The 26,140-nt window shown below is 46.1% G+C and carries 29 protein-coding genes; 23 read left to right on the top strand and 6 right to left on the bottom strand.

What is annotated here, in order from left to right; translation table 11 throughout:
- Positions 1–4 precede the first annotated feature (4 nt).
- From J3A84_RS00370 to J3A84_RS00260, 23 genes are all read left to right on the top strand, one after another.
- The gene (locus tag J3A84_RS00370) at positions 5–1,402 is read left to right on the top strand and encodes a cobyrinic acid a,c-diamide synthase CobB (protein ID WP_207598014.1); all 1,398 of its coding nucleotides are present in this window, start codon (positions 5–7) and stop codon (positions 1,400–1,402) included.
- Positions 1,371–1,907 (top strand): ECF transporter S component, encoded by a 537-nt coding sequence (locus J3A84_RS00365; protein WP_207598013.1) that lies wholly within the window; start codon positions 1,371–1,373, stop codon positions 1,905–1,907. The genes J3A84_RS00370 and J3A84_RS00365 overlap by 32 nt, the downstream gene beginning before the upstream one ends.
- Positions 1,894–2,646 (top strand): AIR synthase family protein, encoded by a 753-nt coding sequence (locus tag J3A84_RS00360; protein ID WP_207598012.1) that lies wholly within the window; start codon positions 1,894–1,896, stop codon positions 2,644–2,646. The genes J3A84_RS00365 and J3A84_RS00360 overlap by 14 nt, the downstream gene beginning before the upstream one ends.
- 4 nt (positions 2,647–2,650) lie before the next feature.
- Positions 2,651–3,223, top strand: a complete 573-nt coding sequence (cobU, locus tag J3A84_RS00355; protein ID WP_207598011.1) for a bifunctional adenosylcobinamide kinase/adenosylcobinamide-phosphate guanylyltransferase — start codon at positions 2,651–2,653, stop codon at positions 3,221–3,223.
- Positions 3,220–3,972, top strand: coding sequence for an adenosylcobinamide-GDP ribazoletransferase (cobS, locus tag J3A84_RS00350; RefSeq protein ID WP_207598010.1), 753 nt, complete (start codon positions 3,220–3,222; stop codon positions 3,970–3,972). The genes cobU and cobS overlap by 4 nt, the downstream gene beginning before the upstream one ends.
- On the top strand, positions 3,969–4,559 hold the full coding sequence (gene cobC, locus J3A84_RS00345) for an alpha-ribazole phosphatase (protein WP_207598009.1): 591 nt from the start codon (positions 3,969–3,971) through the stop codon (positions 4,557–4,559). The genes cobS and cobC overlap by 4 nt, the downstream gene beginning before the upstream one ends.
- Positions 4,560–4,562: 3 nt before the next feature.
- Positions 4,563–6,062, top strand: a complete 1,500-nt coding sequence (locus J3A84_RS00340) for a cobyric acid synthase (protein WP_242693911.1) — start codon at positions 4,563–4,565, stop codon at positions 6,060–6,062.
- Positions 6,040–7,026, top strand: a complete 987-nt coding sequence (gene cbiB, locus J3A84_RS00335) for an adenosylcobinamide-phosphate synthase CbiB (RefSeq protein WP_207598008.1) — start codon at positions 6,040–6,042, stop codon at positions 7,024–7,026. The genes J3A84_RS00340 and cbiB overlap by 23 nt, the downstream gene beginning before the upstream one ends.
- Positions 7,023–8,072 (top strand): threonine-phosphate decarboxylase CobD, encoded by a 1,050-nt coding sequence (gene cobD / locus J3A84_RS00330; protein WP_207598007.1) that lies wholly within the window; start codon positions 7,023–7,025, stop codon positions 8,070–8,072. The genes cbiB and cobD overlap by 4 nt, the downstream gene beginning before the upstream one ends.
- 59 nt (positions 8,073–8,131) lie before the next feature.
- A complete protein-coding gene (locus tag J3A84_RS00325; protein WP_207598006.1) occupies positions 8,132–9,103 on the top strand; it encodes an ABC transporter substrate-binding protein in 972 nt (323 codons plus the stop codon).
- Between the two features lie 8 nt (positions 9,104–9,111).
- Positions 9,112–10,167: a FecCD family ABC transporter permease gene (locus tag J3A84_RS00320; protein WP_207598005.1), complete on the top strand. Its 1,056-nt coding sequence runs from the start codon at positions 9,112–9,114 to the stop codon at positions 10,165–10,167.
- Positions 10,164–10,967 carry an ABC transporter ATP-binding protein gene (locus tag J3A84_RS00315; RefSeq protein ID WP_207598004.1) on the top strand — a complete coding sequence of 268 codons (804 nt, stop codon included), beginning with the start codon at positions 10,164–10,166 and terminating at the stop codon, positions 10,965–10,967. Before J3A84_RS00320 ends, J3A84_RS00315 begins: the two co-directional genes overlap by 4 nt.
- Positions 10,960–11,487 (top strand): cob(I)yrinic acid a,c-diamide adenosyltransferase, encoded by a 528-nt coding sequence (locus J3A84_RS00310; RefSeq protein WP_207598003.1) that lies wholly within the window; start codon positions 10,960–10,962, stop codon positions 11,485–11,487. Before J3A84_RS00315 ends, J3A84_RS00310 begins: the two co-directional genes overlap by 8 nt.
- A 182-nt stretch (positions 11,488–11,669) precedes the next feature.
- Positions 11,670–12,179, top strand: a complete 510-nt coding sequence (locus J3A84_RS00305; protein WP_207598002.1) for a Na+/H+ antiporter subunit E — start codon at positions 11,670–11,672, stop codon at positions 12,177–12,179.
- Entirely contained in the window at positions 12,176–12,442 is a 267-nt protein-coding gene (locus J3A84_RS00300) for an MrpF/PhaF family protein (protein WP_207598001.1), read from the top strand. Before J3A84_RS00305 ends, J3A84_RS00300 begins: the two co-directional genes overlap by 4 nt.
- Before the next feature lie 12 nt (positions 12,443–12,454).
- Positions 12,455–12,769 (top strand): monovalent cation/H(+) antiporter subunit G, encoded by a 315-nt coding sequence (gene mnhG, locus J3A84_RS00295; protein ID WP_207598000.1) that lies wholly within the window; start codon positions 12,455–12,457, stop codon positions 12,767–12,769.
- On the top strand, positions 12,756–12,992 hold the full coding sequence (locus J3A84_RS00290; RefSeq protein WP_207597999.1) for a hydrogenase subunit MbhD domain-containing protein: 237 nt from the start codon (positions 12,756–12,758) through the stop codon (positions 12,990–12,992). The genes mnhG and J3A84_RS00290 overlap by 14 nt, the downstream gene beginning before the upstream one ends.
- The gene (gene mbhE / locus J3A84_RS00285) at positions 12,992–13,300 is read left to right on the top strand and encodes a hydrogen gas-evolving membrane-bound hydrogenase subunit E (protein WP_207597998.1); all 309 of its coding nucleotides are present in this window, start codon (positions 12,992–12,994) and stop codon (positions 13,298–13,300) included. Before J3A84_RS00290 ends, mbhE begins: the two co-directional genes overlap by 1 nt.
- Entirely contained in the window at positions 13,293–13,718 is a 426-nt protein-coding gene (locus tag J3A84_RS00280) for an MnhB domain-containing protein (RefSeq protein WP_207597997.1), read from the top strand. Before mbhE ends, J3A84_RS00280 begins: the two co-directional genes overlap by 8 nt.
- A complete protein-coding gene (locus tag J3A84_RS00275; protein WP_207597996.1) occupies positions 13,715–14,098 on the top strand; it encodes a cation:proton antiporter subunit C in 384 nt (127 codons plus the stop codon). Before J3A84_RS00280 ends, J3A84_RS00275 begins: the two co-directional genes overlap by 4 nt.
- Complete coding sequence (locus tag J3A84_RS00270) at positions 14,091–15,593, top strand: complex I subunit 5 family protein (protein ID WP_207597995.1); 1,503 nt, start codon at positions 14,091–14,093, stop codon at positions 15,591–15,593. Before J3A84_RS00275 ends, J3A84_RS00270 begins: the two co-directional genes overlap by 8 nt.
- Positions 15,594–15,606: 13 nt before the next feature.
- Entirely contained in the window at positions 15,607–17,646 is a 2,040-nt protein-coding gene (locus J3A84_RS00265; RefSeq protein WP_242693910.1) for a complex I subunit 5 family protein, read from the top strand.
- Between the two features lie 14 nt (positions 17,647–17,660).
- Positions 17,661–19,514: a complex I subunit 5 family protein gene (locus J3A84_RS00260; protein ID WP_207597994.1), complete on the top strand. Its 1,854-nt coding sequence runs from the start codon at positions 17,661–17,663 to the stop codon at positions 19,512–19,514.
- A gap of 422 nt (positions 19,515–19,936) precedes the next feature.
- On the opposite strand, the gene J3A84_RS00255 is transcribed toward J3A84_RS00260, so the two are convergent.
- The 6 genes from J3A84_RS00255 to floA all read right to left on the bottom strand — a co-directional run bounded on the left by J3A84_RS00255 (position 19,937) and on the right by floA (position 26,140).
- Positions 19,937–20,920 (bottom strand): tyrosine recombinase XerC, encoded by a 984-nt coding sequence (locus J3A84_RS00255; RefSeq protein ID WP_207597993.1) that lies wholly within the window; start codon positions 20,918–20,920, stop codon positions 19,937–19,939.
- A 633-nt stretch (positions 20,921–21,553) separates the two neighbouring features.
- Positions 21,554–23,071, bottom strand: coding sequence for a DUF3298 domain-containing protein (locus J3A84_RS00250; RefSeq protein ID WP_207597992.1), 1,518 nt, complete (start codon positions 23,069–23,071; stop codon positions 21,554–21,556).
- Positions 23,046–23,942: a PstS family phosphate ABC transporter substrate-binding protein gene (locus J3A84_RS00245; RefSeq protein WP_207597991.1), complete on the bottom strand. Its 897-nt coding sequence runs from the start codon at positions 23,940–23,942 to the stop codon at positions 23,046–23,048. Before J3A84_RS00245 ends, J3A84_RS00250 begins: the two co-directional genes overlap by 26 nt.
- 85 nt (positions 23,943–24,027) lie before the next feature.
- Positions 24,028–24,450 carry a protease inhibitor I42 family protein gene (locus tag J3A84_RS00240; protein WP_207597990.1) on the bottom strand — a complete coding sequence of 141 codons (423 nt, stop codon included), beginning with the start codon at positions 24,448–24,450 and terminating at the stop codon, positions 24,028–24,030.
- Between the two features lie 142 nt (positions 24,451–24,592).
- Positions 24,593–25,132 carry a hypothetical protein gene (locus tag J3A84_RS00235; RefSeq protein ID WP_207597989.1) on the bottom strand — a complete coding sequence of 180 codons (540 nt, stop codon included), beginning with the start codon at positions 25,130–25,132 and terminating at the stop codon, positions 24,593–24,595.
- Positions 25,133–25,147: 15 nt separating this feature from the next.
- Positions 25,148–26,140, bottom strand: coding sequence for a flotillin-like protein FloA (floA, locus tag J3A84_RS00230; RefSeq protein WP_207597988.1), 993 nt, complete (start codon positions 26,138–26,140; stop codon positions 25,148–25,150).

Here is a 26,140-nt window from a genome sequence, read left to right as displayed (position 1 = left end):
GGATTTGAGACAGATCATGATCGCAGGAACAGGAAGTGGAACAGGAAAGACGACAATCAGCACAGGGATTATGGGGGCATTGAAAAGAAGAGGACATGAAGTGATCCCCTTCAAAGTAGGTCCTGACTATATCGATACCGGATTTCACAGAGCAGCTACAGGAGTTTCCTCTGTGAACCTGGACCTGTGGATGGCTGGAGAAGACCATACAAGGTTTCTTTATGGACATCATATGGATAAGGGAGACTTTGCCGTGGTGGAAGGGGTCATGGGGCTTTATGACGGAACAGGGGATGAAAAGGGGACAGGGAGCACGGCTCATACTGCAAAAGTTCTGAATCTGCCGGTGATTCTGATCATTGACGGGGAAAAGACAGGCAGCTCCGCAGCTGCCGTGGTCCTCGGATTCAGAGAGTATGACAGGGAGGTGAATCTGGCCGGTGTGATTGTGAATCGCGTCTCCTCGGAAAGTCATTACACACTCATCAGAGAAGCCATAGAGAAACGAACGGGGATTCCCTGTCTAGGCTATGTACCTCTTGACCAGGAGATTCATCTTCCCTCGAGACATCTGGGTCTTGTGCCGGATAACGAAGCCCAGGAGGCGGATGTCGTCCTGAAAAGGGCTGCATCACTCATTGAGCAGTACATGGATCTGGAAGCGCTGGAAAGAATTGCGGTATCCGGTGAAAAGGGGGAGAAGGAGAAGGATCCGCGCAGAGCGCTGAAAAACATCGGGTCAGGCCTTCGGATCGGACTGGCGGAAGATGATGCCTTCTCCTTCTACTACCGGGACAACGTGGAGCTTCTGGAGTACATGGGGATGGAAATCATACCCTTCAGTCCTCTTCAGGATGAAGCACTCCCTAAAGAACTGGATGGGATCTATCTGGGAGGAGGATTTCCGGAAGTGTATGCGAAGCGGCTTTCTTCAAACGATACTTTCAAAAAGTCTCTGTATGAAGCCATGGAAGAAGGAATACCTGTCTATGCGGAATGCGGAGGATATATGTATCTGACCCAGGGGATTCTTGATGGAGAAGGAGAGTTTCATGACATGTTGGGATTTCTGGAAGGACACTGTGAAATGACGAAGAAACTCCAGCGGTTCGGTTATGCGGAAATGACTGCTGAAAACGGGGCTGTATTTCGGGGGCATGAGTTTCATCACTCCAGATGGATCGGCCTGGCCACCGTGAACCACACTTTGTCTCTCAAAAAGCCGGATCACATGATAAGCATGCTGAACTGGACATGCGGACAGAGAAGAAAAAATGTCCAGGGAGCCTATGGGCATATACATTTCTACAGCAATCTTCAGGCAGTGGGGGACATCGCTCAGCTGCTGGTCAAAAGAAAGGAGTCGAAACATGGAAAAAATCCAATCAATGACAAGAAATAAGAGTCAGGTCCTTGTTCTCATGAGTCTTCTTGTGGCATTTTCCTATCTTGGGTCTCTCGTGAAAATTCAAGGCACCATCGCTCTGGATGCACTGCCTGCCTATCTTGGGGCACTGCTTCTGGGACCGCTTCCGGGCGCAGTCATCGGATTTGTCGGACATCTCCTCACAGCGGTGACCAGCGGGTTTCCCATGACGCTGCCCATGCATCTTTTCATCGCCATCCTGATGGCTCTCACCATTGGGATCTTCGGATGCCTTGCAGAAAAGACCAACAATCTCTTTCTGGCGGGGCTGACGGGCGTGTTCATGAATGGTCCTGTGAGCACCTTGGGTGCATCGTATCTTGCTGCTATGCTCGGACTTGGCTTTTCGGGAAAGGTCATGTTCTTTGCACTGATTCTTCCGCTGTCCCTTACTTCCCTTGTGAATGCGGCAGGGGCGGTGGCGCTTTATAAAGTCCTGAAGGCAAGACATGTCCTAGGAGGTCCTCATGAAGTATCGTGATCTTACGCTGATTTCGTGGGATGAGGAAACCTATCTTGTGGTGACCTGCGACAGTTCAGGAGGAATAGGAGATAAGCAGCGGGACTCTGTTCCTGTATCGCCTAGAATCCTTGGATTTCATACAGCCCAGGTGGCACTTCTGGAGATGCTGAGCGTTGGCGTTTCTCCTCTGGCTCTCTGCAATACTCTGTCTGTGGAGATGCATCCCTCAGGAGAAGAAATCCTGAAAGGAATTCATGATGCACTCAGTCTTCTGGAAAATGGAGACCAGGTGGAGGTTACAGGCAGTACGGAAGAGAACATCGCGGTTTCGCAGACCGGCTTGGGTATCACGGTGATGGGAAAAGCCAGGAAGAAAGACTTCCTTTTTCCTGAAACCTCTGAGGGGGACCAGGCGGTGGTCATAGGCATGCCCCTGATGGGGGGATGCGTCCTGGAAGCGAAGCCCTCGGAGCTCTTCGGTCTGAAGACTCTGCAGAAGCTCCAGGGAAAAGACTATATCCATGAAGTGATTCCAGCGGGATCCCAGGGCATCATCCAGGAGATCCGTCTTCTGGAGAAACGGACAGGGCTTGTTTTTCTGGAAGCAGAATCCAATCCGGTGGATCTTCATGCATCTTCAGGTCCCGCCACGTCAGCGCTCATCACGTTGGATAGAGGTGCGGTGGAGAAACTGAGAAAGGATGCTGAAATGCCGGTCTATGTAGTGGGTGAGTTTGTGAGAAATGAAAGGAGTTGAGTTCATGGGGAAAGTCATACTGGTAACGGGCGGAGCGAGAAGCGGAAAAAGCGGGTTCTCGGAGAAACTGCTCTCCGGAAGAGACGCGGTGCTCTATATCGCCACAGCCACACCCCTGGATGAAGAGATGGAGAGGCGGATTGCCCACCATAGAGCCCAGAGACCGGAAGCATGGGAAACGCTGGAAGCATTTTCTGATCTGGAAAGAAAGCTCAACGAAAAAAATCGCGTTTACGACGGAATTCTTCTGGACTGCATCACGGTGATGCTGACCAATCAGCTGTTTCATCATCCTGATTTTCAGGAAGACCAGTATTCAGAGCAGTTCTGGTCGGATTTCGAGAAAAAGGCGAAGCTGGGGCTTCATAAATTTCTTGCTGTAGCGCGATCTATGTCTTATACGGTCATTCTGGTCACCAATGAAATCGGGATGGGGCTGGTTCCGGAGACGGCTCTGTCAAGACAGTTCCGCGATCTGGCCGGCCGCATCAATCAGATGCTTGCCGCGGAAGCGGATGAAGTCTACCTTCTGGTAGCTGGCATTCCGCTGAAGATCAAGGAGGGGAATCCCTCATGAGTGTTTTACTGCAGGTGATTGCCCTGTTCACGAAAATTCCGATTCCGGAAAGAATCGGATTCGATGCGGAAAGGATGAGAAAAGGCGTCCGTTTCTTTCCGGTTGCAGGTCTTCTGGTGGGTCTGCTCCAGGCGGCAGTGGCGGTGCTGGCAATGCGGTTTTTCAGCAGAGAAGTCGCCGTGGCGCTCTCCATGGCCTTCGTCATTCATCTCACCGGAGGTCTGCACCATGATGGTCTTGCGGATACCATGGACGGGATCCTGTCCGCACGCAGAAGAGAAGAGATGCTGCGCATCATGAAGGACAGCCGTATCGGGACCCATGGGGTTCTGGCGCTGATCCTTTCACTTTTGCTGAAGTTTCTGTTTCTTCTGGAAGTGGAGGAATCGCTTCTGATCCGGATTCTTGTTGTCTTGCCTGTGGCGGGAAGAACCTCCATGGCGGTGATGCTATGGGGCAGCCGGTACGCAAGAGAAGAGGGGCTTGGCAACCTTTTCATCGGAAAGACGCTGCCCCGAGATTCCATCTATGCAGGAACAGTGGGGGCGATTCTCCTCTATATTCTTACGGGTCTTCCCGGGGTATCTGCTCTTGTTCTGATCTTATTCATGATGCTGCTCTTCAGAGGACATCTGGAGAAGCTTCTCAATGGACTCACCGGAGATACACTGGGTGCCATGAATGAGATGGCTGAGCTCCTTTTTCTGCCCGTGTTTCTGCTGCTGCCTCAGGGAGGTGGACTGCTATGACCCGATACTACTTTGTAAGACACGGCACGACGGACTGGAACAAGAGTGGTATCTACTACGGCCTCACGGATTGTCCGCTGAATGTGACAGGCATACTGGAGAGCAAGAAGCTGGGCGGACTGCTATCGGGTATTGATTTTGACGAGATTTATGCAAGTCCCATGAAAAGGTGCATGGATACAGCAAGGCTCATCACAGGCGGAAAAAACCTGAAGACATCAGAAGCGCTCCTGGAGATGGATTTCGGTCTCTGGGAAGGGATGCACTATACGGAGTGTATGGAGAAATTCCCGGAAGAATTCGGAAACTGGTCTTCAGATTACAGAAACTATGCTCCGCCAGGTGGTGAAAAGTACGGGGACTTCTATGACAGAGTCCATGGTTTTTATGAACAGGTGCTGACGGAAGAAAAGAAGAATGTCCTCATCGTCACCCATAAAGGGGTACTGCAGCTTCTGACATCACTGCTTCTTACCGGAGAGGACAGCCTCTTCTGGAACTTCAGCTTTCAGCATGGAGCATACAGCGTTCTTCTGAAAGATTCCGGTCACACAACCATAGAAAGAATGAACATCAGGGAGGAATAATTTATGAGCAGAAACATCATGGTCCAGGGTACATCTTCCTCAGTGGGAAAAAGTGTTCTGGCGGCAGCCTTATGCCGCATCTTCACACAGGACGGGTACAGCGTTTCTCCGTTCAAATCCCAGAACATGTCACTGAATTCCCACGTGACCACAGAAGGACATGAAATGGGCAGAGCACAGGTACTGCAGGCGCAGGCGTCCAGAAAAGCACCCCACGTGTCCATGAATCCGATCCTTCTGAAGCCTACGACAGACCAGAAGTCTCAGGTCATTGTCATGGGAAAAGCGGTGAAGAATATGAAGGCATCAGACTATTTCCGTTACAAGCACGAACTGAAGGATCTGATTGTTTCCGCTTATGGCGATCTTTCGGAACGAAGCGACATCATGGTCATTGAAGGGGCGGGAAGTCCTGCTGAAATCAACCTCAGAGCCGACGATATCGTCAATATGGGCTTTGCGGAAATGGTGGATGCGCCGGTGATCCTTGTGGCGGACATCGACCGAGGAGGTGTATTCGCCTCCATCTACGGTACCGTGATGCTATTGGAGGAGGCGGAAAGGAATAGAATCAAAGGGGTCATCATCAACAAGTTCAGAGGAGACCCGAGTCTTCTCACCTCAGGCATAGAAGAGCTGGAAAGGCTCATCAGAATACCTGTTCTGGGGGTTATCCCCTTCTTTTCACTGGATCTGGATGAGGAAGACAGTGCCATGGATCTTATGCATTTCAGGAAAGATGAAGATCCCAAACTGGATATTGCGGTGATACGCGTTCCACATCTATCGAACTTCACGGATTTTCAGCCTCTATCCGCTTTGAAGGAGGTCAGCCTCCGTTTTGTTGGACTTCACGAGGAAATCGGTCATCCGGACCTGATCATACTGCCTGGAACCAAGTCCACGATGGAAGATCTTCAGAAAATGAAAGAGAGCGGAATGGATGAAAGAGTTCTGAGATCACAGAAGGCTGGGACTCCGATCATGGGCATCTGCGGAGGGTATCAGATGCTGGGTGAAAGAATCTGTGATTCATACGGGGTGGAAACCGACAGGCTGGAGACAGAGGGGCTTGGCCTACTCAGGATGGAGACCCGGTTTGAAGAGGAGAAGAAGACCTTTCTCGTGGAAGGCATCAGTCCCTTCGGTGAGGCGAAGATTTCAGGCTATGAGATCCATATGGGAGAAAGCCGGCACAAAGTGAAGTATTCCCCGCTTCTGACCCTCACAAAGAGAAGCAATGAGGAAGTGCATCCTTTGGAGGAAGGGGTCATGGACAGGGAGCAAGGCATATTCGGCACCTATGTTCATGGAATCTTTGAAAATGCAGGCTTTACCAGATCTCTCCTGGATTATCTCTGCACCAGGAAAGGGATTTCTCCCCTGGAGGAAACCATCACCGATTACTGGGACCATCGGGAGAAAGAGCTGGATAAACTGGCACAGATCGTACGGGAGCATACGGATATGGAGAAAATCTATGCAATACTTGCTGAAAACTGAGACGGTCTATATTCTGCTTGCGCTGATGATGGATTTTCTTCAGGGCGACCCGGTATGGATCTATCATCCGGTCAGAGGCATCGGTCTTTTCATCTCAAATGCTGAAAAACGAATCAGAGAGAGGAAGGCATCACCTGGACGTCTGAGATTATGGGGGCTTCTCTTGTGGATCGCCACGGTATCGGGAACCTTTCTTGCGGTATACGGTCTGCTCTTCATCGCGGCGAGAATCCATCCATTTCTTCTTATCCTGCTGCAGATCCTGCTCATCTGGCTTGGCCTTGCGGCCAGGTCCCTGGAAAGAGAAAGCGGTAAAGTGATGATGCCCCTTCAAAGAGATAATCTTCCAGAAGCCAGAAAACGCCTTTCCTGTATTGTGGGAAGAGACACAGAATCCCTTGAACGGGAGAGCATCATCAGAGCTGTCGTGGAGACTGTAGCAGAAAACACCTCAGATGGAGTCATCGCGCCTCTTTTCTATGCCTTTCTTGGAGGGGCACCGCTTCTGTGGGCCTACAAAGCGGTGAACACGCTGGATTCCATGGTGGGGTACAAAGATGAGCGGTACGGGGATCTAGGCTATGTTTCAGCAAAAATGGATGATCTTATGAACTACATTCCCGCGCGTCTCACGGCTCTTTTCCTCATACTGTCTTCGCTTCTGCCTGGTTATTCCTTCAGAGAAAGTTTTCATATATGGAGAAGGGACAGAAGAAATCATAAAAGTCCGAACTCCGCTCATCCAGAGGCAGCTGCAGCTGGAGCGCTAGGCATTCAGCTTGGAGGAGATGCAATCTATGCTGGAAAGATGGTGCAGAAACCATTCATTGGCGATGAAAGAAACCTTCCGGAAGTGGAGGACATCAGAAAGGTCCATCGGCTGATGTATAGCGCCACGATTCTCTTTGCACTGACCTGTAGTCTCATCCACGCACTGATATCGAAAGGAGGTGATTTGTTTTGAATTATCATGGTGGTGATATCTACCGGTACAAAGAAGAAATGACAGACTTCAGTGCCAACATCAATCCCCTGGGGATTCCGGAGCATTTCAGCAAGGTTCTCCTTGAAGATCTGTCCTGCCTAACCAGATATCCGGATAGGCAATACAGAAAACTGAAGGCATCCATAATGAGCTATCTTCAGCTGGACCAGGAAGCTCATGTGGTACTGGGAAATGGTGCCATCGAAGTGATCTATAAAACCATACAGGCGCTCCCTGTGAAGAGAGTGCTCATAGCATGCCCTACCTTCTCGGAATATGAAAGAGCCGCCAGGATGGCTGGGATTCCTGTACAGGAAGAAGTCCTCTATGACAGGGAGGGAAAGCTCGACGGACGGGCGCTAGCGGATCTTCTGGAGGAGAAGGACCTGGTCATATTATGCAATCCGAACAACCCCACCGGCACGCTGACGTCAAAAGATGAGCTCCTTGCTCTGGGGGAAATGATAAAGGAAAGACGGGGATATCTGGTCATTGATGAGACCTTCATCGAGTTTACCAGGGACTATCCGGAAACAAGCATCCTAGACGCAAAAGAGGAGAATATCATCGTCATCAGAGCCCTGACGAAATACTTCGGCATGCCTGGAGTCAGGCTGGGGTATGGTGTGTTTCATCAGATGGAACTGGCCAGTGAAGTGGAAGAGCGCATGGAACCCTGGCACATCAATTCCCTGGCGGACCTTGCAGGGCAGACCGTGCTTCATGACAGAACATATCAGGAAGCGACCAGAAAATGGATTCTGGAGGAAAGAACTTTCTTTATGAAGGAACTGGAGAAGCTTAGAGACTTCACTTTTCTTCCCACGGATTCGAATTTCATACTGGTGACTTCGAAGACACATAAGGCGGAGAAGATTCAGGAGATGCTTCTTGGAGCAGGGCTTCTGATCCGACTTCCCATCGGATTCAAGGGACTCAGCGACTATGCATTCAGAATCGCCATCAAGGACCACGCTTCAAACAGGAAGCTTCTAGCTGAACTGAAAAAGATGGATCGGAGCTAGAGAATGAAACAGGAAAAAAGAACGAATCGGACAAAAAATAAAAAACTGGAGTGATAGAAATGAAAAGAAGAATAGCAGCGTTACTGACTGGAATAATCCTTACGGCAGGTGTTTTCACCGGATGCGGCGTGAAAGAGGAAGCAGACGCGCCAATAGAGAGTGAAACCATCGAAACGCCGGCAGATGCGGAAGAAGTGAATGAAGAGCATACGATTTATCCGTTAACCATAGAAGACTCCTTCGGGGCTGAGGTGGTCCTGGAGAAGAAACCGGAAAGAATCGTTTCCGTTGCCCCAAGTATTACAGAAACAATCTTTGCTCTGGAAGCGGAAGAGCTTCTGGTGGGGAGAACGGATTACTGTGATTATCCTGTGGAAACAGCTGATGTGCAGTCCATCGGCAGCCTGAAGGAGCCGAATATCGAGAAGATCGTGGAGCTTGAGGCAGATCTTGTCATCGCGTCTACACACTTCAGTGAGGATGTCTATGAAAAACTGAGTGAGCTGGATATTCAGGTGATTGTACTGAATCCCAATGACAGCTTTGAAGGGGTCTTCGGTGTCATTGAGGCTCTTGGAGAAATCACGGATGAAAAAAGCACTGCAGATCAGCTGATAGAAGGGATGAAGGCCTCCATTCAGGAGGTTACGGAGAAAGTCAAGGGACTGGAAGCCCCCAGTGTGTATTACGTTGTCGGGTATGGCGAGTTTGGAGACTATACGGCAGGCGGAGATACATTCATCAGTGAGATGATCGGCATGGCCAATGGCAGAAACATCGCCGATGATGTGGAAGGCTGGAGCTACAGCGTAGAAAAAATCGTTGAACATGATCCGGATCTTCTCATCGTGTCAGAGTACTATGATGCGAAAAGCGGTGTGATGGAAGCGAACGGATATAAGGATCTTCGTGCCGTGAAGGAAGGGAATGTCTTTGAAATTGACAACAATCTTATTGACAGGCAGGGTCCAAGACTGGCGGAAGGATTCTACGCTCTGGCCAGACTCATTCATCCGGATGCGTTCAAATAGGTGGCAAGATGAGCTTTATTGAAAGAAAGGGATTTTATCGATCCCTTTTCTTCCTGCTCCTTCTGAGCCTTCTGACGCTGATGATCTTTGCCAGCACCCTTGGCGCAGCGGATATATCCTTCATGGATGCGCTCTCGATTCTCATAAGAAAACTGCCGGTAGCGGGAAAACTGATTCAGAAAGAAGGGATGAAAACCCACGAAGTCATCATGCTGAACATACGACTGCCCAGAGTGATTCTCTCAGCTGTCATAGGTATGGGACTTTCTGTGGTGGGCGCGGCCTTTCAGGGTATGTTCAAAAATCCCATGGCAGATCCTTATGTCATCGGGGTATCTTCAGGAGCGGCCTTGGGTGCGAGCATTGCCATCACACTTGGTGGCACCTTTCTTGCAGGACCATTTCCGTCTGTTCAGCTCATGGCCTTTCTTGGTGCGATTCTTACAGTGGTCTGTGTATATGAGATCGCGAAAGTCGGCACAAAGATTCCGGCAGTGACGCTTCTTCTTGCGGGGGTTGCGGTCAGCGCCATGGCTTCCGCCATGATTTCCATCCTGATGATTTTCAACAGGGACCAGGCAGACAGCATCATTTTCTGGACCATGGGCTCCGTGGCGGCTGCCAGATGGGGGCAGATTCTCTATCTCCTTCCTGTGGTGGGCATGGGTACGCTGATCATCCTGTTTTATGCGAGAGATCTCAATCTTATGATGGCGGGGGATGATACAGCCCATAATCTGGGCGTGGAGATTGAAAAGACGAAAAAAGTGCTTCTGGTGGTGTCTTCTCTAATGATCGCATTTATCGTATCTTCCAGCGGAATCATCGGGTTTGTGGGTCTCATCGTTCCCCATGGGGTCAGACTGCTTCTGGGTCCGGACCATCGGGTGCTGATTCCGTTCTCGGCCATAGGGGGTGCAGTGTTTATGATTGTATCCGACACGCTGGCAAGGACAGTATTATCGCCCATGGAAATACCTGTAGGGGCCGTCACTGCACTCTTTGGGGCACCCTATTTCATCTATCTGCTGCGCAGAACAAAATTAAGGGGGATTTCTCTATGAAAATGATCACTGTGAATAATCTGGACTTTTCCTATGAGGCAGCTTCTGTTCTCAGCGGCATAGATCTTTCACTGGAAAAAGGCCGGTTCTACAGCATACTAGGACCCAATGGTTCTGGAAAGACTACACTGCTTAAGAATCTTCAGAAGGTACTGCGCGCCGATCAAAATTGTGTGTATATCAATGGAAAAGATATCACATCGATTTCCGTGAAAGAACTTTCAAAGAGACTGGCAGTAGTTCCGCAGGAAACGCGAATGGATTTCGATTTCTCCGTGCTGGATATGGTGCTCATGGGACGGTCTCCCTATCTGAAGCGATTTGAAACTGAGAGCAGAAGTGATCTGGAGCTGGCCGAAAAAGCCATGATGATCACCGATACATGGAGACTCAAAGACAGATCCGTGCGAAGCATCAGTGGAGGAGAACTACAGCGTGCCATCGTATCTCGCGCCATGGTACAGGATACGGAGATTCTTCTTCTGGATGAACCGGTTTCTCATCTGGATATCCATCATCAGATCGGAATATTGAAGACCGTATCCGGGTTTTCGAAGTCCAGGGAAATCACAGTGGTGGCAGTGCTTCACGATCTGAACCTCGCCATCGAATTCAGTGATTCCGTGATTCTTTTGAATCATGGAGAAATCAAAGCCATGGGGTCCCCAGAAGAAGTCATTACGGAAGAGAGAATCAGAGAAATATACAAGATGAACTGCATGATCATCAGAAATCCTTCTTCTGGCAAACCCCATGTCATTCCAACAGAAATAAGCAAGCAAGGAGGTTCATATGAATAAAGGATTTGTACAGATCTATACAGGAGAGGGAAAAGGAAAGACAACGGCCGCATTGGGATTATCCTTTCGTGCGGCAGGCAGAGGAAAAAAAGTCCTGTTTGTTCAGTTTCTGAAAGGGATCCGGACCGGCGAGGAAGTCAGTATGGGACAAAATGAACAGATCACACATCTGAAATTAGCGGAAACCGTGCGTTTCTTCCATACCCTTTCAGAAGAAGAGCAGGGGGCATTGAAGTCAAAAGTGAAGGGGGAATGGATCGAACTGATGAAGAGAATCGAAACAGAACCCATGGACATACTGGTTCTGGATGAAATCATGGCTGCCATGCATCATGGTCTGGTGGAGGAAGCGGATGTGATAAAACTTCTGGAAACGAGACCGCCGCATATGGAAGTGATTCTGACGGGCAGAGACCCATCGGATAGACTGATGCAGAAAGCAGACCTGGTGACGGAAATGGTGAACTGCAGACATTATTACAGTAAAGGCGTGTCATCCAGAGTCGGAATTGAATACTGAAAATTGAGCTTCGGGCAATGGCCTGGAGCTTTTTTTCGGGATAATCTATGGAAATGTTAAATCTGAGGCTGTAAACCATTATAATCTCATATTTCGTTGAAAAATGCCCCTAATTCAGATAAAGTTCATATATAATAGTAGGTATAGATTCAATATTTCAAATTTACTAGGTGGGGTGCATAATGAGTAAGACAGCTTTACAATCAAGAAAAAACATCCTGATCATGTTTTTTCTTCTTCTTTTTTTCTGGTCCATTATCGATGGGAAGCTTACCGTGGAGTCTGTTCTTCTTGGAGCATGTTCAGCCACTCTCATCCTCTATCTGAATCGGGACATTCTTTTCACCAGAGCAGATGGAGGTCCTGTGACGGCCAGATTTCTCTGGCATTTCACGACTCTTATCGCTGTTCTGATTGTGGAGATTGTGAAGTCCAACATCAATGTGGCGAAAATCGTTCTGAATCCAAAGATGCCCATCGCACCTTCTTTTGTCAGAGTTCCCGTGCGATTCAGAAAGGATTTCAATAAAGTGCTATATGGGAATGTGGTGACCCTGACCCCAGGCACACTGACGGTGGATATCGTGGGGGATGAGTATATCGTTCATGCGCTGACCAGAGAGGCGGCAGAAGGATTACAGGGAAGTGCACTGGAAGAGCATGTTCTTCGTCTGGAGGAAAAAGTCAAATGAGTATACAAGTATTTACTGGCATGACGATTTTTCTGGCGCTTCTGGCTTTCATCTGTCTTTACAGAGCTTATGTGGGACCAACCGCTGCCGATCGTGTTGTTTCCATCAATGTGATCACCACCAAAGTGACGGTGCTTATTGCCCTCATATCCGTCATCACGGAACAGAACGCATTTATCGACGTGGCACTGATTTATTCCATGATGGGATTCATAGCCACCATCGCTGTATCCAAATTCATTGAAAAAGGGAAACTGTATTAGGAGGTGTTTGCAATGTTCAAAGATTTTGTTATTCTAGTGCTTGCGCTTTCAAGCTGCTTTTTCTTTCTGGTAGGCACCACAGGACTCATAAGGCTTCCGGATGTCTTCAGCAGGATGCATGCGACCACCAAGAGTGACACGTTGGGTGCGGGCCTTGCACTCCTGGCTCTGATTGTCTATAAGGGGGTTGATCCGGTGAGCCTGAAACTCCTCGTTGTTCTTGTCTTCATCATGGTCACCAATCCCGTTGCAGCCCATATCATTTCCAAAGCAGCCTATGATAAGGAAATCGGGAAGAGAAAGGAGGGTCCGGATGCAGATATTTAATGTGATTCTCATCGTGTTTCTGATCGTTGCGGCCATTGCAGTGGAAAGAACAAAAGATCTTCTGGGTGCTGTGATCATCTTCACAGCATATAGCCTGGTGATGGCTCTTTTGTGGCTTCTTCTGCGTGCATCGGATGTCGCCATGACCGAAGCGGCCATCGGTGCAGGAATCACCACCATACTATTTGTGGTGGTCATCAGCAGAACCAGGAGGATGGAATAATGAAGAAGATTTTCACGCTCATCGTCCTTGGAGGCCTTCTCCTGGTGCTTCTTTCAAGCATCTCTGAACTCCCGCCCGTTGGTGACAGGACGAATCCATCGTATAACGAGATCGCAGAGTATTACATCAGTGAAGGGGCTGAAGATACAGGAAGCACCAATCTCATTGCAGCCATCATCACGGATTATCGTGCATTTGATACGCTGGGGGAGACGACTGTGCTTTTTACAGGTATTGCAGCCGTGGTGTCTTTAATCGGAATTTTTCATCACAGAAAATCGGACAATGAGGAGGAGCATCATGGATGATTTATTTGTACGAGTCATAACAAAAATGATTCTGCCCTTTATCCAGCTCTATGGCATCTATGTGATCATTCATGGGCATCTGTCTCCGGGAGGAGGCTTTTCAGGGGGGGCGATTTTCGCTGCGAGTATCGTTCTCTATACATTGGCCTTCGGACTGAAGTCTGGACAGAAAAGGATGCCTCATGGTGTATCCTCAAAGATTGAAACCGGTGGGATCCTCTTCTTCATTCTTGTGGGATTCGCCGGCATAGCTGCAGGCTATAATTTCCTCACAAATCAGGAAGCCGGCTTTCCCATGGGTCAGCTGGGTAGTGTGTTCAGTGCGGGTCTTATACCCATTGTGACCATCGCCATAGGACTGAAAGTCATGAGCACCATCGTCACGCTGTTTCATACCATGCTGGAGGAAGAGGAATGAAGTTTGATTTAAGTACCATCGCAAACAACATCAATTATATCGGTGCCATGATTCTTTTCATCATTGGTCTCTATACAGTGCTCACGCACTCTAATCTGATCAAGAAAATCATCGGAATCAATATCATGGAGACTTCCATATTTCTTTTCTTCGTTTCCATTGGCTATGTGAAGGGGGCGGTGGCCCCGATCATTGATCCGTCTTCTGGAGAAAAAGTGTTTGTGAATCCGCTGCCTGCAGCCATGATACTCACGGGTATTGTAGTGGCTGTAAGCATCACGGCCTTTGCGCTGAGCATCATCATGAAAATCCATGAAGCCTATGGCACCATCGATCTGGATGAGATCATGAAGATAAGGAGTGTGGAAGAAGATGAGTAACATACACTTTCCGGTCTACATCCTGATGGTTCTTCTGATCTTCGCAGTGACCATTCCACTGCAGAGGAAACCGTATGGCAGAAGATTTCAGCTTCTGATGGTCTCCATTCTTGGTATAGCATGGATCATGGCTCTGCTGGAATTATTGAAGGTACTTTGGGATGCTCCTTACAGCTATACCTTCGGATCTTATCCCGCCGGAATCGGCATCGAGTTTCTCGTGGATGAGTTTTCTGCGCTGATGACGCTGATTGTCCTGACGTTGTCTCTTCTAATCATCATTTACTCACTGAAAGATCTGGAACATGAAATCGAATCGTCCAGAATGTACAGCTATTACACGCTGGTCTTCCTGCTGATTTTTTCGATGATTGGCATGATCTTTACCAATGACATGTTTAACTTATATGTGTTCATGGAAATACTTTCCATCACTTCTGTTGCGATCATTGCAATCAAGAAGAAGAAAGATACACTCATGGCCAGCATGAAGTATCTGATGATGGGGGCCATCGGTTCTGTCACAGTGCTCATGGGTATAGCGCTCATCTATATGGTCACAGGACAGCTGAATATGAGTGCCATCAATCAGGAAATCAGTGCGGTGTGGAGGCTATACCCCAGAAACATACTGCTGGCCATGGGATTCATGATTACAGGCTTCAGTATCAAAGCAGCCATTTTTCCACTGCATAACTGGCTCCCTGATGCACATTCCACAGCGCCTACACCATCCAGTGCGCTTTTATCAGGACTGGTTGTGAAAGCATACGTCTTTTCCATCGCCAAAATCATGTATCGGGTCGTGGGAAAGAATATTTCTGTTGATATTGGGATTGCTGATTATCTCATTATCTTCGCTGTCTTAAGCATGATGATGGGCTCGGTTTTTGCACTGACTCAGAGAGACATCAAGCGAAGACTGGCTTATTCCAGCGTGTCACAGATCGGTTATATTTTTCTGGGACTTGCCCTTGCAAGTGAAATGGGATTCTCTGCAGCACTTTTCCATGTGGTGTCCCATGCATTCATGAAATCAGCGCTGTTTCTCAGTGCGGGCTCCATCATTTACCTCACTGGAAAGAGGGATGTGAAGAACCTGGATGGAATCGGCTATGAAATGCCTATTACCATGACGGTGTTCAGCATAGGTGTCCTTGGGATGATTGGAATTCCAGGAACCAGCGGATTCATGAGCAAATGGTATCTTGGACTTGCTGTGCTGGATGCTGGGCACCCGGAACTGCTCATCGTCCTTCTTCTCAGCAGTTTTCTCAATGCGCTGTACTATCTGCCCATCATAGTCTCAGCTTTCTTAAGAGAGCGTCCTGGAAAGCCGCTTGAAATGCATCGGGATGGCATTCCGGAGACCATGAAAGTTTCCATGGTTCTCGTGGCATTGGGCAGTCTTGTCATCGGACTTTTCCCCCATCTGGTGATGGATATTATCCAGCAGGCTGTACCGACCTTCATCGGTTCGGGTATGGGCTTATAAACGGAGGATTGATTTGAAGCATACAAATAAGCAATATAAATATACAGAATTCAAAAAAAAGAAGAAGCTGGATGCTTTCTGCATCAACTGCATTATCCTATATATCATTCTGGGACTTCTATTCTCGGCATTTCTCTTTTTCTCCGCCAATGTGGACAAATCCACATTGAGTGGCGTCGCTCTTTTTGCCGTGAACATAGCCGAGAGCATATCCAGCTATCTGAATAACTTCAAGAGTCTTCCCTTGATTATTGTCCTGATCCCTCTGGTGGGTGGTCCCATAGAAATGTATTTTTTCAGACGACGGGAAAACTCAAGAGACATGGCAGTGGTCTATACAACAGTGCTTACCTTCTTTCTGATCCTTGCTCTTTTCCCTCAGGTCATGGAAGGAACTATGAGGTTTGAGATTCCCAGAATGCTTGGGCTTGGACTGAATTTCAAGGTGGATCTCATGGGATTCATCATGGCCATGGTGTCATCCATCATCTGGGTTCTTGTGAGTATGTATGCCCATGATTATATGAGCATCGAAAAACATCGAAACAGATTCTTTCTTCAGATGTCCATCACTTATGGGGGAGTACTGGGAACCATCATGGCAGGGGATCTCATCACCATGTTTCTGTTCTTCGAGATTATGACTTTCGCTTCCTATTTCCTTGTGGCGCATAATCAGTCCAAAGAGTCTCTCATCGCCGGAGACAGCTATATCTATATGGGTGTCGCGGGAGGCCTTGCGCTTCTACTTGGCATCATACTTCTTTATGTCCATGCAGGTACGGTGGCATTTGTTCCCATGGCTACGAAAGTCAGTTCTCTTGGCAATGTCAAGTATCTTATTGCCACACTCTTTCTCATCGGATTTGGCATCAAGGCAGGAATGCTACCACTTCATATCTGGCTGCCCAGAGCCCATCCGGTGGCTCCGACACCAGCCAGTGCACTTTTATCGGGTCTGATGATCAAAATCGGTGCATTCGGGATGCTAAGGGTGCTGACCAGTTTCTTCATGCCGGCGAAGGGGGCTTTTCTACCCTATGATGATCCAATCTGGGATCTGAGCAATGTGTTGGGGGCCGTCATCATCTGGATCGGCATCATCACCATGGCGGCAGGGGTCTTCATGGCTCTTCAGCAGAGCAATATGAAGAAGATGCTCGCCTATCACAGCATCAGTCAGATGGGATATATCATTATGGGGATCGGAGTAGCGGCATATCTTGGCCCCAAAGGGGCCATGGGGTTCTCTGGGGCCATCTATCATATGGTCAATCACGCTTTGTTCAAATCACTGCTCTTCATGGTCGCAGGGGTCATTTATCTCAAAACCCATGAAATGGACATGTACAAACTCGGTGGTATGTGGAGAAAGTTTCCCTTTACTGCGCTGGTTTGTCTGATTGCAGCTCTAGGTATAACGGGAATGCCTCTCTTTAACGGATTTGCCAGCAAGTCCATTCTGCATCATGCCATTGTAGAAGCCTACGAATACGGCCATCCGTCCTTCCGATACGCAGAGATGATTTTCACACTGATCAGTGCCGGAACGGTCACTTCCTTCATCAAGCTATTCGGATTTGTGTTCCTGGGGAAGCTTCCAGAGAAATACAAGGATATTAAAGGGGAGAAGATCATGATGAACCTTGGGATGGGCGGACTGGCGCTTCTTGTGACCCTCATTGGAGTATTTCCGAATTTCATCATGAATCAGTTCATCATCCCTGCAACGAGAGGATTTGCATACAGTGAAGATTTTATAGAACATTATCTGGTGGGCATGAATTTCTTCAACAGCCATGACCTGATGACTATGGTTTATATATTCGCCATCGGCATTGCGATCTTTTATCTGGGCATCCGGTATCATCTGTTTCATCTGCATCTTCCGAGATGGATGGATGGAGATTTTACGCTCAACAAAGGGATCAGAAAGAAGAGTCTGGCCATGTCCAATACATTCATACATGGTATGGAAACAACAATCATCAAGAGTGATGTGGTGATTTATGCCATTGTACTGCTGGGTATTATCATTTACCTTGTATCCTGAAGGAGGGTGTAGCGATGAATACAGCACGAGCGATTGTACAGTTATGGCTGCCTGTGATCATAATCATGCTGACTATGATTGAAATTCTTCTAATTCCTCTCTTAAGCGGAAAAAACAGAGGAATCAGGCGGTTTTCTGTACGGGCTGTCATTCTTTTCACTACGATACTGATGATTGCCATCTATCCTGAAGTGCTGGCAGCTCCCACAGAGTATGAGATTGCCAGGGTATTCGGGAATGGAATCATCTTCAGAATCGATCTTTTAAGCCTGGTATTCATGATTCTGGCAGGGGTCATCTTTCTGGCGGTCAGTTTCTACACATCCGTGGATATTAAAGGATGCGGGCGAGAAAGAAGTTTTTACCTGTTCTTCATGATCACCTATCTGGCTACCATTGGTACACTGATGGCTGGGGATCTGCTCAGCTTCTTCATGTTTTTTGAAATTGTGACCTTTGCTTCCTTTGCGCTGATGGTTCATGAGAGGGGACAGAAGGTCATAGAAGCGGGAAGTATCTATATTTATTTCGGTATTTTCGGTGGATTATCCATCCTGGCAGGAATTCTTGTATTATCTGCCTATACCCAGAATTACGAATGGATCACCATCGCTGAAAAATTCGGAGAAATAGGTAATGTCAAATACGTTTCAGCGGCTTTCTTCCTCACCGGATTTGGCGTGAAGGCAGGGATGGTTCCACTGCACCATTGGGTACCGGTCATCTATCCAAAAGCTCATATCTCAGTGAATGCGTTGTCTTCAGGTATCCTCATGAAATTAGGTGGATATGGCATTGCAAGGCTCATTGTATCTGTCATCAGTTCTACAGAGGCGCTAGAAGAGCAGACAGTGAACAGGGTGCTGGTCACACTGAAAGACATCGGTGCTGTGGTCATATGGCTTGGCATCATTACAATGGTTGTAGGCGTCATAGCGGCGCTGGAGCAGGAGAAAATGATCCGTATGCTCGCTTATCACAGCGTAAGTCAGATGGGTTATGTGATCATGGGTATAGGAGTTGCTGCCTATCTGGGATACGATGGTGCCATGGGATTTTCTGGAAGCGTGTATCACATGATTAATCATGGTTTATTCAAGGCGTTGCTGTTCATGGTCGCAGGGGTAGTCTTTTTCAGAACCAGGGAAAAGAATATGTACAATCTGGGTGGTCTATGGAGAAAAATGCCTATTGCAGCAGCTGCAGGACTTATTGCAGCACTAGGGATCACAGGAATGCCTTTACTTAATGGTTTTGCAAGTAAATCCATCCTGCATCATGCCATCATAGAAGCATACGAATATGGACATCCAGCCTTTAGGTGGGCAGAGTATCTTTTTACTTTTGTCAGTGCATGCACTGCGGCATCATTCATCAAGCTCTATTCTCATGTTTTTCTTGGACACATGCCTAAGAAATATAAATATGTGAAAGAAAAATATGATACGGGAACCATTGCCATGATTGTGCTTTCTGTCCTGATTCTTGCTATTGGGCTCTTTCCGAATCTGATGATGGATCACTTCATCATACCGTCAGCCCGGTCACTGAATTTTGATGCCTACTTCATAGATCAATACCTCGTTGACATGAACTTCTTCAACAGCAAGGATCTCTTGTCCATGATAACTGTATACAGTGCCGGATTTATAATCTATATTGCGGGCATAAAATTCAATCTGTTTCACTTTCACTTACCCAAGCAGCTTGATTTTGAAAGCGAATATTACGCTCCAGTCTATGAACGTTCTGGAAGATTCTTACGAGGGTTATTGCGTTCAGCAGAAAAATACATCAATAAATCGGATGTTTTTATCTATGGATTTATGCTTCTGCTCCTGATTTTGCTGCTGCTTAATTTCCTGTAATCAAAAAAGAAATCGCGCTATCTAGTATATTCATGATTAGATAGTGCGATTTTTTATTCTTTCAAGATAATGAGTAGGGGATGGGCTTGGTGCAATATGTATTTTATGAGAGGACAATTTCTGAACATTTCAAATAATTATTTTTTTCTATTTACTAAAAAAGCAAACAGAATTGACCTGGATTTTCAAAAAAATATGGCTCGGGAGTTTTGCTTGGATTTCGCTTTGCAGAAGAACAGATGTATAGTCATGATCACTAGCTTATAGTGTAAATGTTTCAATGAAGTGAGAGGGGGGAAGGGGATGCTGAACGCCAATCAGTAAACTAAATAAATATTATGTAAAGTTGAATTCATCGTAATTTTGAAGAAGTACAATATATAAGGTCAAAAGAATAAATTGACACCTATATATTGTGTTGGTTATTCATCGGCCAATGGATTTGCTTTGACAGCTTCACGGAGTGCTTCGTTATCGACATGGGTATAAATCTGTGTGGTTGAAACATTTTCATGTCCAAGAATCATCTGTAGACTTCTAATATCGACTTTTCCATGCTTATACATCAGTGTAGCTGCTGTATGTCGAAGCTTATGAGGACTGTATTTTTCATCCGTCAGACCAGCGTGCTGCACATGTTTCTTCACTAAGATCTCAACGGTTCGCTTATTTATGGGTCTTCGGTGGGTGGACAGAAACAGGTAGTCTTTATGCTGGTCATCCGTTTCGATTTTAGATCGGATTGTCATATATTCATTCAAACTAGAGATGCATGCCTGATTCAGATAAACGACCCGTTCCTTGTTTCCTTTACCGATGACGGTAAGAGTATCTTCTTTGATTTTACTGATTCTGATGCTGACAAGTTCTGATAGACGGAGTCCGCAATTCAGAAATAACGTCAGTATGCAGTAGTCACGCTTGTAGTTGATATTTTCTTTGTCCATTGATCTCAGCAGAGACAAGCTTTCATCGAGGGTCAGATAGACGGGGTTTCTTTTCTTGATTTTGGGTCTTTCTAATTCTATAGTTGGATCTTTATCGATGATACGGGCTTTCACGGTTAAGTATTTAAAAAAAGTTTTGATACAGGCCGTTTTTCTAGCACGTGCATAGGTTGAATTTTTACGTTTTTTATCTGTAAAAGATAGGAACGCATAAATTTCGGATAAAGTGATTTTCCTTAAGAATTCATCATCGATATCATGGATGAGGATTTCATCGAAAGGAATCTCGGCAGGAACAAGTCTTCGATGCATTTTGATGAATCTGAAGAACAAACCCAGATCATAGCCGTAGGCTTCAATGGTGCTGTCTGACTTGCCGCGTATGGTGCTGGAGTAGTTCAGAAAGTCCAGCACGCGTGCGGGATAAACTTCATAATAAGTCGTGTTATTTTCACTCATAGTTACCATCCTTAAATGTATATTTCAGAAGGGCGATTTCGGTCAAAAAGCATGATTTTTGTATCTCTATCTTAATTATATCGTATTAAATTCGCGAAATCAACATTTCGCGAAATAAAATATTTATAGAGAAATGGACCCCAAAAGCCCTCTTCTATCCTTTTCAGGAATATTTATTGTTAATGATGGCTTCTTCATGCTTCTCTGACACTTTCTTTTATCGGATCTCATCTCTTGAACCGGGTCTTGCTTTACATCCTAGATGCTCAGAATCTTCTCGATCTGTTTTACTCTCATACTATTGCATCTTGGCCGTAATGATTCATGCTGCCAGTTTTTCTGTACGCTCAAAGATTAGATACTCTTATCTTTCACGATATTAAATATTTATTTGAAATATCATGATATTTATAGATATACAGTAATCTTGAAACACCTCAAAATTGATCAAAAAAGTGCCAAAATCCCGAAGAAGTTCGGGGTTTTTTCTTCTGAAAGTATGTTACCATTAGTATCAAGATAAGTTGTTCATCAGCTTATCAGGTTTTACTTCAATCCATCACGCATATATTTGACAACAGCTGGAATGGGATTCCCCCCTTCCAGCTGTTGTCTGTTTGAACGTTCAATTCATTATTCGAATATGGTCAGGTTCTCTATGCCGATGATTTTGTATGGAATTGCAAATGATACAGGTGTTCTTTCATTCTGATTGATTTCTATGGATTCACTTGCAAAGTAGATATCAGTTCGGTTCAATCTGAATGTGAGGCTTTCCAGAAGTTGATCAACAAACTCATCTGATCGTTCGACACCTCTGGGAATCGCCCCAATTAGTACTTTTCTTATCAGTTCTTCATAGTCAAAAAAGGGTCGAAACAGTGATTCCAGCGGCGCGATGGTTCCATCCTCTCTGAACGTGGCGTATTCCTGAGTGAAATTGAACTGTCCATCATGGTAATTCTTCATCTTGCTGAAGATGATATAGTCACCAATGGAAGATGCGGTGGATTCCTGATAATAAAACTGCTGGTGCTCTCCTTCTGCAATGTCTTTGATTTCCTCTATGTTCACTTCAGAGAAATCGATAAACTTTTTCTTCAGGCTACTGGATAAATTCCATGGATAACGCAACTCTTTATGGACATCAATACCTTCTATAGGAATGATGGAATTCTCTCCTTCTATCCGCTCCTGAAAATTACTGATGAGGATGTGTTCTCGTGGAGTTTCGTTTTCAAAAATAGACGAATCTTCCTTGTAAAAACGTTCTTTAATGGCGAATATATCCTCCAGATCCTTATAGGGAATGCTGATGGTCACCGGATAGTTTCTGGTATCAAATTCAGGTGTATCACAGTCGAAAATCAGCATCAATGTGTTTTCAGTCAGATTGAATTTCTGATCCTCTTTAAGCCCAATAAACGGCCCTGTAAGTGTAATGAATTGAAACTCCTTGCCGTACTCCTCAGTGGCCTGCTGGTAGCTCAGGTAATCCGACACAAGGGTATTCAGGGTTTTCAAATAATCCGAATCGCTCAGAAATAAATCCGACAGCCGGATCTCCTCTCCGGTATGAAGATCCAGAGTCAGACTGTCACGATAATCCACGTATTCCGTATTCAGGCCAGATGCATCTGTGCTGTATGTTCTTGATACGGATGTCATCACTGAAATGATGTCATTGTAGCTGAATATAAGCTGGGTGGATACATCCTGATTCAGGATCGTAGATTCTTCAGGAATCAGCCTGCGTATGCCTCTATATGGAGGCAGCTTTATCTCTTTGAGGCTCATGTGATGCTCCGCGATTTTCTGGTTGATCTTCTCTTCCACGGTTTTATCTTTCAATCCTTTTATGGAGAGAGTGAATTCACGAAATTCAGGGCTTTTTATTTTCTCTGTCAAAACCTCTATGGGTGGATTGGCAATGAGGTAAGTTGTATGAACAGGACCAGATACTTCACGAAAAGGAGAAACATAGTCTTCTCTCCCCTCCTTATTCAACGCAGGAGTAATCCTAGAGGTCTCAGCGGGCTCTTTTTCAATGGAATTACATCCCACAATAACAAGAAGAACTACAATCATCCATAAGCAGATGATAAAGCGTTCGATGCTGCCTTTTCTATGGATTTTCTTTGATTCTGACATAACCTGCCTCCTCTGCCATTGCCTGACCTTCTTCTGAAAGCAGATAGGAGATCATTTTACGTACAGGACTGTCCTCTGGTTCATCACCACGTATAACGGCGTAATAGGCTGTTTTGAGTGGGTATTCTCCCGATGTGATGGTCTGAGGATTTGGCTCAACACCGTTGACTTCAAGGAGTTTAACACGCTCATTCCCCCACATTTCGCTGGTATAGTAATAGTAGGAGTATCCGATACCATTGGGACTGTCTGTATAAGCCGCAACAGAATCAATGAGTTCTCCCATACCTGCTATGGTCTGCTCCATAGGCGCTTCCATAGGCGTCAGATCCTTCATGACCAGATTAAGGAACCCTGTCTGACTGCCTGAATTGACTGGTCTCTGATAAGCGACGATATCCATATCAGGTCCGCCCATCTCTTTCCAGCTTTTAATTTTCCCGGAATAGATCCCCCTGATCTCTTCCAGACTCAATCCGGATATGGGATTATCTTTACCGGTAAGAAAAACGAAGGCTTCACTGACGATGGGAACCACTTCCAGTTCCACGTCATGATTTTTTGCCATGTCCAGTTCTTCTTCAGATGGACTGGTGACGAAGATGATGTCTGCATTCTTCTCGATGAGATTGATATATCCTTCATGTGTTTTGTTGTGAAGGACATATTGTCTTGCTTCTTCCCGCGGCAGATCCATCAGCCTGGATGCCAACACTTCTGAGAGCGGGATTGTCACCGTAGATCCATCTACAACCGGGTATGTCTCAGGTGTGAAGGACAGTTTTTCAGCCTTCTCTGTTACATCTGCACATCCTGAAATAATGAATACTGATAAAATGAGTGCAATGGTGATGGTACGTGTTTTGTTCATGAATAAGCCCCCTCTAAATACAACATATTAAAAGAGTTTCAAAAGAATTCACTTTGAGCACTTTTCCTCTTGAAACTCTGTTTTCCTACTGGTTCACTTCAGCGATGGTTCCGTCTTCATTGACGATTACAGTATACTCCACATGATCTTCTGCAGTTTCTTCACCTTCCCAGGATTTGAAGTAATCAAAGATGATGGTAGCTTCGCCAGCGCTGAGACCTTCAAATTTGTATTGATGCATCCCTCCGCCACCTACGACTTCGGGGTCTTCTGAGTCTTCCGTATAGACATCTTCAACGAGATGAATCACATCAGTATCCGAAATGGTGTAACTCCAGCTGAATCCGGTTGTGGGGTTTTCTTCAAGCTCGATGATCAGTGCTTTTCCTTCATAGCTGACAGCATTGGAGGCGTCATCTGGAGAGAACTGTGAACAAGCAGTAAGGGATATTACAAGCACAAAAGCAAAAAGCAAAGTGCAAAGCAATTTTGTTTTTGTTGTACTCACTTTTATCACCTTTCCTTCTTTTTGTTTAGAATATATCAAAAAATCATTTCTTAAAAGATACAAATCAATTAATTTTAGAACAATCTGAAAAATAAAAGAAGGTAAAAAAATACCGCTACAGCTGCAGCGGTATCTTTCAGCTTTATCTTCTGTTGTGATTCAATGCTTTTGGTTTATCCAGTATTTCATGCCAGATGAACCCCTTCTGCGCTTCAGAAAGACTGATCACCAGTGGTACTGACGAAGCGGTTCCGGATTCCTCAGAAACCCCATCATCCAGCATTTCGAGCTTGAGCGCGTCATTTTCTTCTGCATACGCTTTCTCTCTTGCCTCTGATTCAAGTCTCCTTGCCTTTTCGAATGCCTCTACAGCTTCCTGTTCGCTTCTCTTTTTTGCTTCTTCCAGTTCGAGTTTCTTTAATCGCTCCACATCCATGGTCTTCCGATCTTTAAGAACTTCTTCGCCGGCCAGCATATTGAAAAGCGAAGTAAGACCATCCTGAAGGTTTTCAGGCTTTTTCATCTCGTTCACTTGTGTCTGAACCGTTGCAGAACGAGGATTACTGGATAGATTCTTGTTGGGATAGTTGGTTACTGCTGGTCTTTTAGTCTGGGGCTTTTTGCTCTTTCTGGTTAAAGAAGAGATTACGCCGAAGATCACCAGCATTACAATAAAATCCATAGGAATCCTCCTATCTTAATCTTCCTTCTGCTGTGGGGTAGGCTGTTTGCCACTCTGAGAAATTGAATCTCTCATATTGGTGTCAGCCATCACATTTTTCATGTTGTAATAGTCGAATGCACCGATATTTCCTTTTCTGAATGCTTCTGATAGTGCCTTTGGTACTTCAGCTTCAGCTTCAACAACCTTGGCGCGCATGGCTTGTACTTCTGCACGCATTTCCTGTTCCTGAGCAACCGCCATGGCACGTCTTTCTTCAGCTTTTGCCTGAGCAATCTTCTTATCTGCCTGAGCCTGATCTTCCTGAAGTTTCGCACCGATATTTCTACCGATGTCCACATCAGCGATATCTATGGACAGAATTTCAAATGCAGTACCGGAATCCAGGCCCTTCTTCAGAACTGTGGAAGAAATCGTATCCGGATTTTCAAGAACGGATTTGTGATCTTCTGCAGAACCGACTGTTGTTACAATACCCTCACCGACTCTGGCGATGATGGTTTCCTGTCCTGCACCACCGACCAGTCTATCCAGGTTTGCACGTACAGTTACTCTTGCTTTTACTTTGACTTCAATACCATTCTTTGCTACTGCAGCGATGAATGGAGTTTCAATCACAATGGGGTTAACGGACATTTTAACAGCTTCCAGAACGTCTCTACCAGCAAGATCGATTGCTGCTGCTCTTTCGAACTGTAGTGGAATCTGAGCTCTTTCTGCAGCGATAAGGGCATTGACGACTCTGTCGACATTACCACCTGCAAGATAGTGCGCTTCAAGCTTATTTCCGTTCAGTTCCAGTCCAGCTTTGTCACCCTTGATCCAAGGATTGACGATTCTGCTTGGTACGACTCTTCTAAGTCTCATACCAATCAGATTAAAGAATCCGACTTTAACACCTGCTGCTAGAGCGCTGATCCATAATCCTACTGGGATAATGGTGAAAAGTAGAATAAGTAGAACAATGATTATCACGAATAGAATAAGTGATCCATAAATTTCTGGCAT

This window comes from Proteiniclasticum aestuarii (assembly GCF_017368455.1).
Lineage (GTDB): Bacteria > Bacillota > Clostridia > Clostridiales > Clostridiaceae > Proteiniclasticum > Proteiniclasticum aestuarii.
This window is presented reverse-complemented; position numbering and strand designations above follow the sequence as displayed.

Excerpts from the sequence above, each read along its gene's own strand:
- cbiB (WP_207598008.1), top strand. The coding sequence starts at position 6,040 with ATGCAATACTTGCTGAAAACTGAGACGGTCTATATTCTGCTTGCGCTG.
- cobC (WP_207598009.1), top strand. The coding sequence starts at position 3,969 with ATGACCCGATACTACTTTGTAAGACACGGCACGACGGACTGGAACAAG.
- mnhG (WP_207598000.1), top strand. The coding sequence starts at position 12,455 with ATGTTCAAAGATTTTGTTATTCTAGTGCTTGCGCTTTCAAGCTGCTTT.
- J3A84_RS00235 (WP_207597989.1), bottom strand. The coding sequence starts at position 25,132 with ATGGATTTTATTGTAATGCTGGTGATCTTCGGCGTAATCTCTTCTTTA.
- J3A84_RS00305 (WP_207598002.1), top strand. The coding sequence starts at position 11,670 with ATGAGTAAGACAGCTTTACAATCAAGAAAAAACATCCTGATCATGTTT.
- J3A84_RS00365 (WP_207598013.1), top strand. The coding sequence starts at position 1,371 with ATGGAAAAAATCCAATCAATGACAAGAAATAAGAGTCAGGTCCTTGTT.
- J3A84_RS00280 (WP_207597997.1), top strand. The coding sequence starts at position 13,293 with ATGGATGATTTATTTGTACGAGTCATAACAAAAATGATTCTGCCCTTT.
- J3A84_RS00315 (WP_207598004.1), top strand. The coding sequence starts at position 10,164 with ATGAAAATGATCACTGTGAATAATCTGGACTTTTCCTATGAGGCAGCT.
- J3A84_RS00245 (WP_207597991.1), bottom strand. The coding sequence starts at position 23,942 with ATGAACAAAACACGTACCATCACCATTGCACTCATTTTATCAGTATTC.
- mbhE (WP_207597998.1), top strand. The coding sequence starts at position 12,992 with ATGAAGAAGATTTTCACGCTCATCGTCCTTGGAGGCCTTCTCCTGGTG.
- J3A84_RS00300 (WP_207598001.1), top strand. The coding sequence starts at position 12,176 with ATGAGTATACAAGTATTTACTGGCATGACGATTTTTCTGGCGCTTCTG.
- J3A84_RS00310 (WP_207598003.1), top strand. The coding sequence starts at position 10,960 with ATGAATAAAGGATTTGTACAGATCTATACAGGAGAGGGAAAAGGAAAG.
- J3A84_RS00340 (WP_242693911.1), top strand. The coding sequence starts at position 4,563 with ATGAGCAGAAACATCATGGTCCAGGGTACATCTTCCTCAGTGGGAAAA.
- J3A84_RS00360 (WP_207598012.1), top strand. The coding sequence starts at position 1,894 with ATGAAGTATCGTGATCTTACGCTGATTTCGTGGGATGAGGAAACCTAT.
- J3A84_RS00275 (WP_207597996.1), top strand. The coding sequence starts at position 13,715 with ATGAAGTTTGATTTAAGTACCATCGCAAACAACATCAATTATATCGGT.
- J3A84_RS00270 (WP_207597995.1), top strand. The coding sequence starts at position 14,091 with ATGAGTAACATACACTTTCCGGTCTACATCCTGATGGTTCTTCTGATC.
- J3A84_RS00325 (WP_207598006.1), top strand. The coding sequence starts at position 8,132 with ATGAAAAGAAGAATAGCAGCGTTACTGACTGGAATAATCCTTACGGCA.
- floA (WP_207597988.1), bottom strand. The coding sequence starts at position 26,140 with ATGCCAGAAATTTATGGATCACTTATTCTATTCGTGATAATCATTGTT.
- J3A84_RS00320 (WP_207598005.1), top strand. The coding sequence starts at position 9,112 with ATGAGCTTTATTGAAAGAAAGGGATTTTATCGATCCCTTTTCTTCCTG.
- J3A84_RS00290 (WP_207597999.1), top strand. The coding sequence starts at position 12,756 with ATGCAGATATTTAATGTGATTCTCATCGTGTTTCTGATCGTTGCGGCC.
- J3A84_RS00250 (WP_207597992.1), bottom strand. The coding sequence starts at position 23,071 with ATGTCAGAATCAAAGAAAATCCATAGAAAAGGCAGCATCGAACGCTTT.
- J3A84_RS00260 (WP_207597994.1), top strand. The coding sequence starts at position 17,661 with ATGAATACAGCACGAGCGATTGTACAGTTATGGCTGCCTGTGATCATA.
- cobS (WP_207598010.1), top strand. The coding sequence starts at position 3,220 with ATGAGTGTTTTACTGCAGGTGATTGCCCTGTTCACGAAAATTCCGATT.
- cobU (WP_207598011.1), top strand. The coding sequence starts at position 2,651 with ATGGGGAAAGTCATACTGGTAACGGGCGGAGCGAGAAGCGGAAAAAGC.
- J3A84_RS00255 (WP_207597993.1), bottom strand. The coding sequence starts at position 20,920 with ATGAGTGAAAATAACACGACTTATTATGAAGTTTATCCCGCACGCGTG.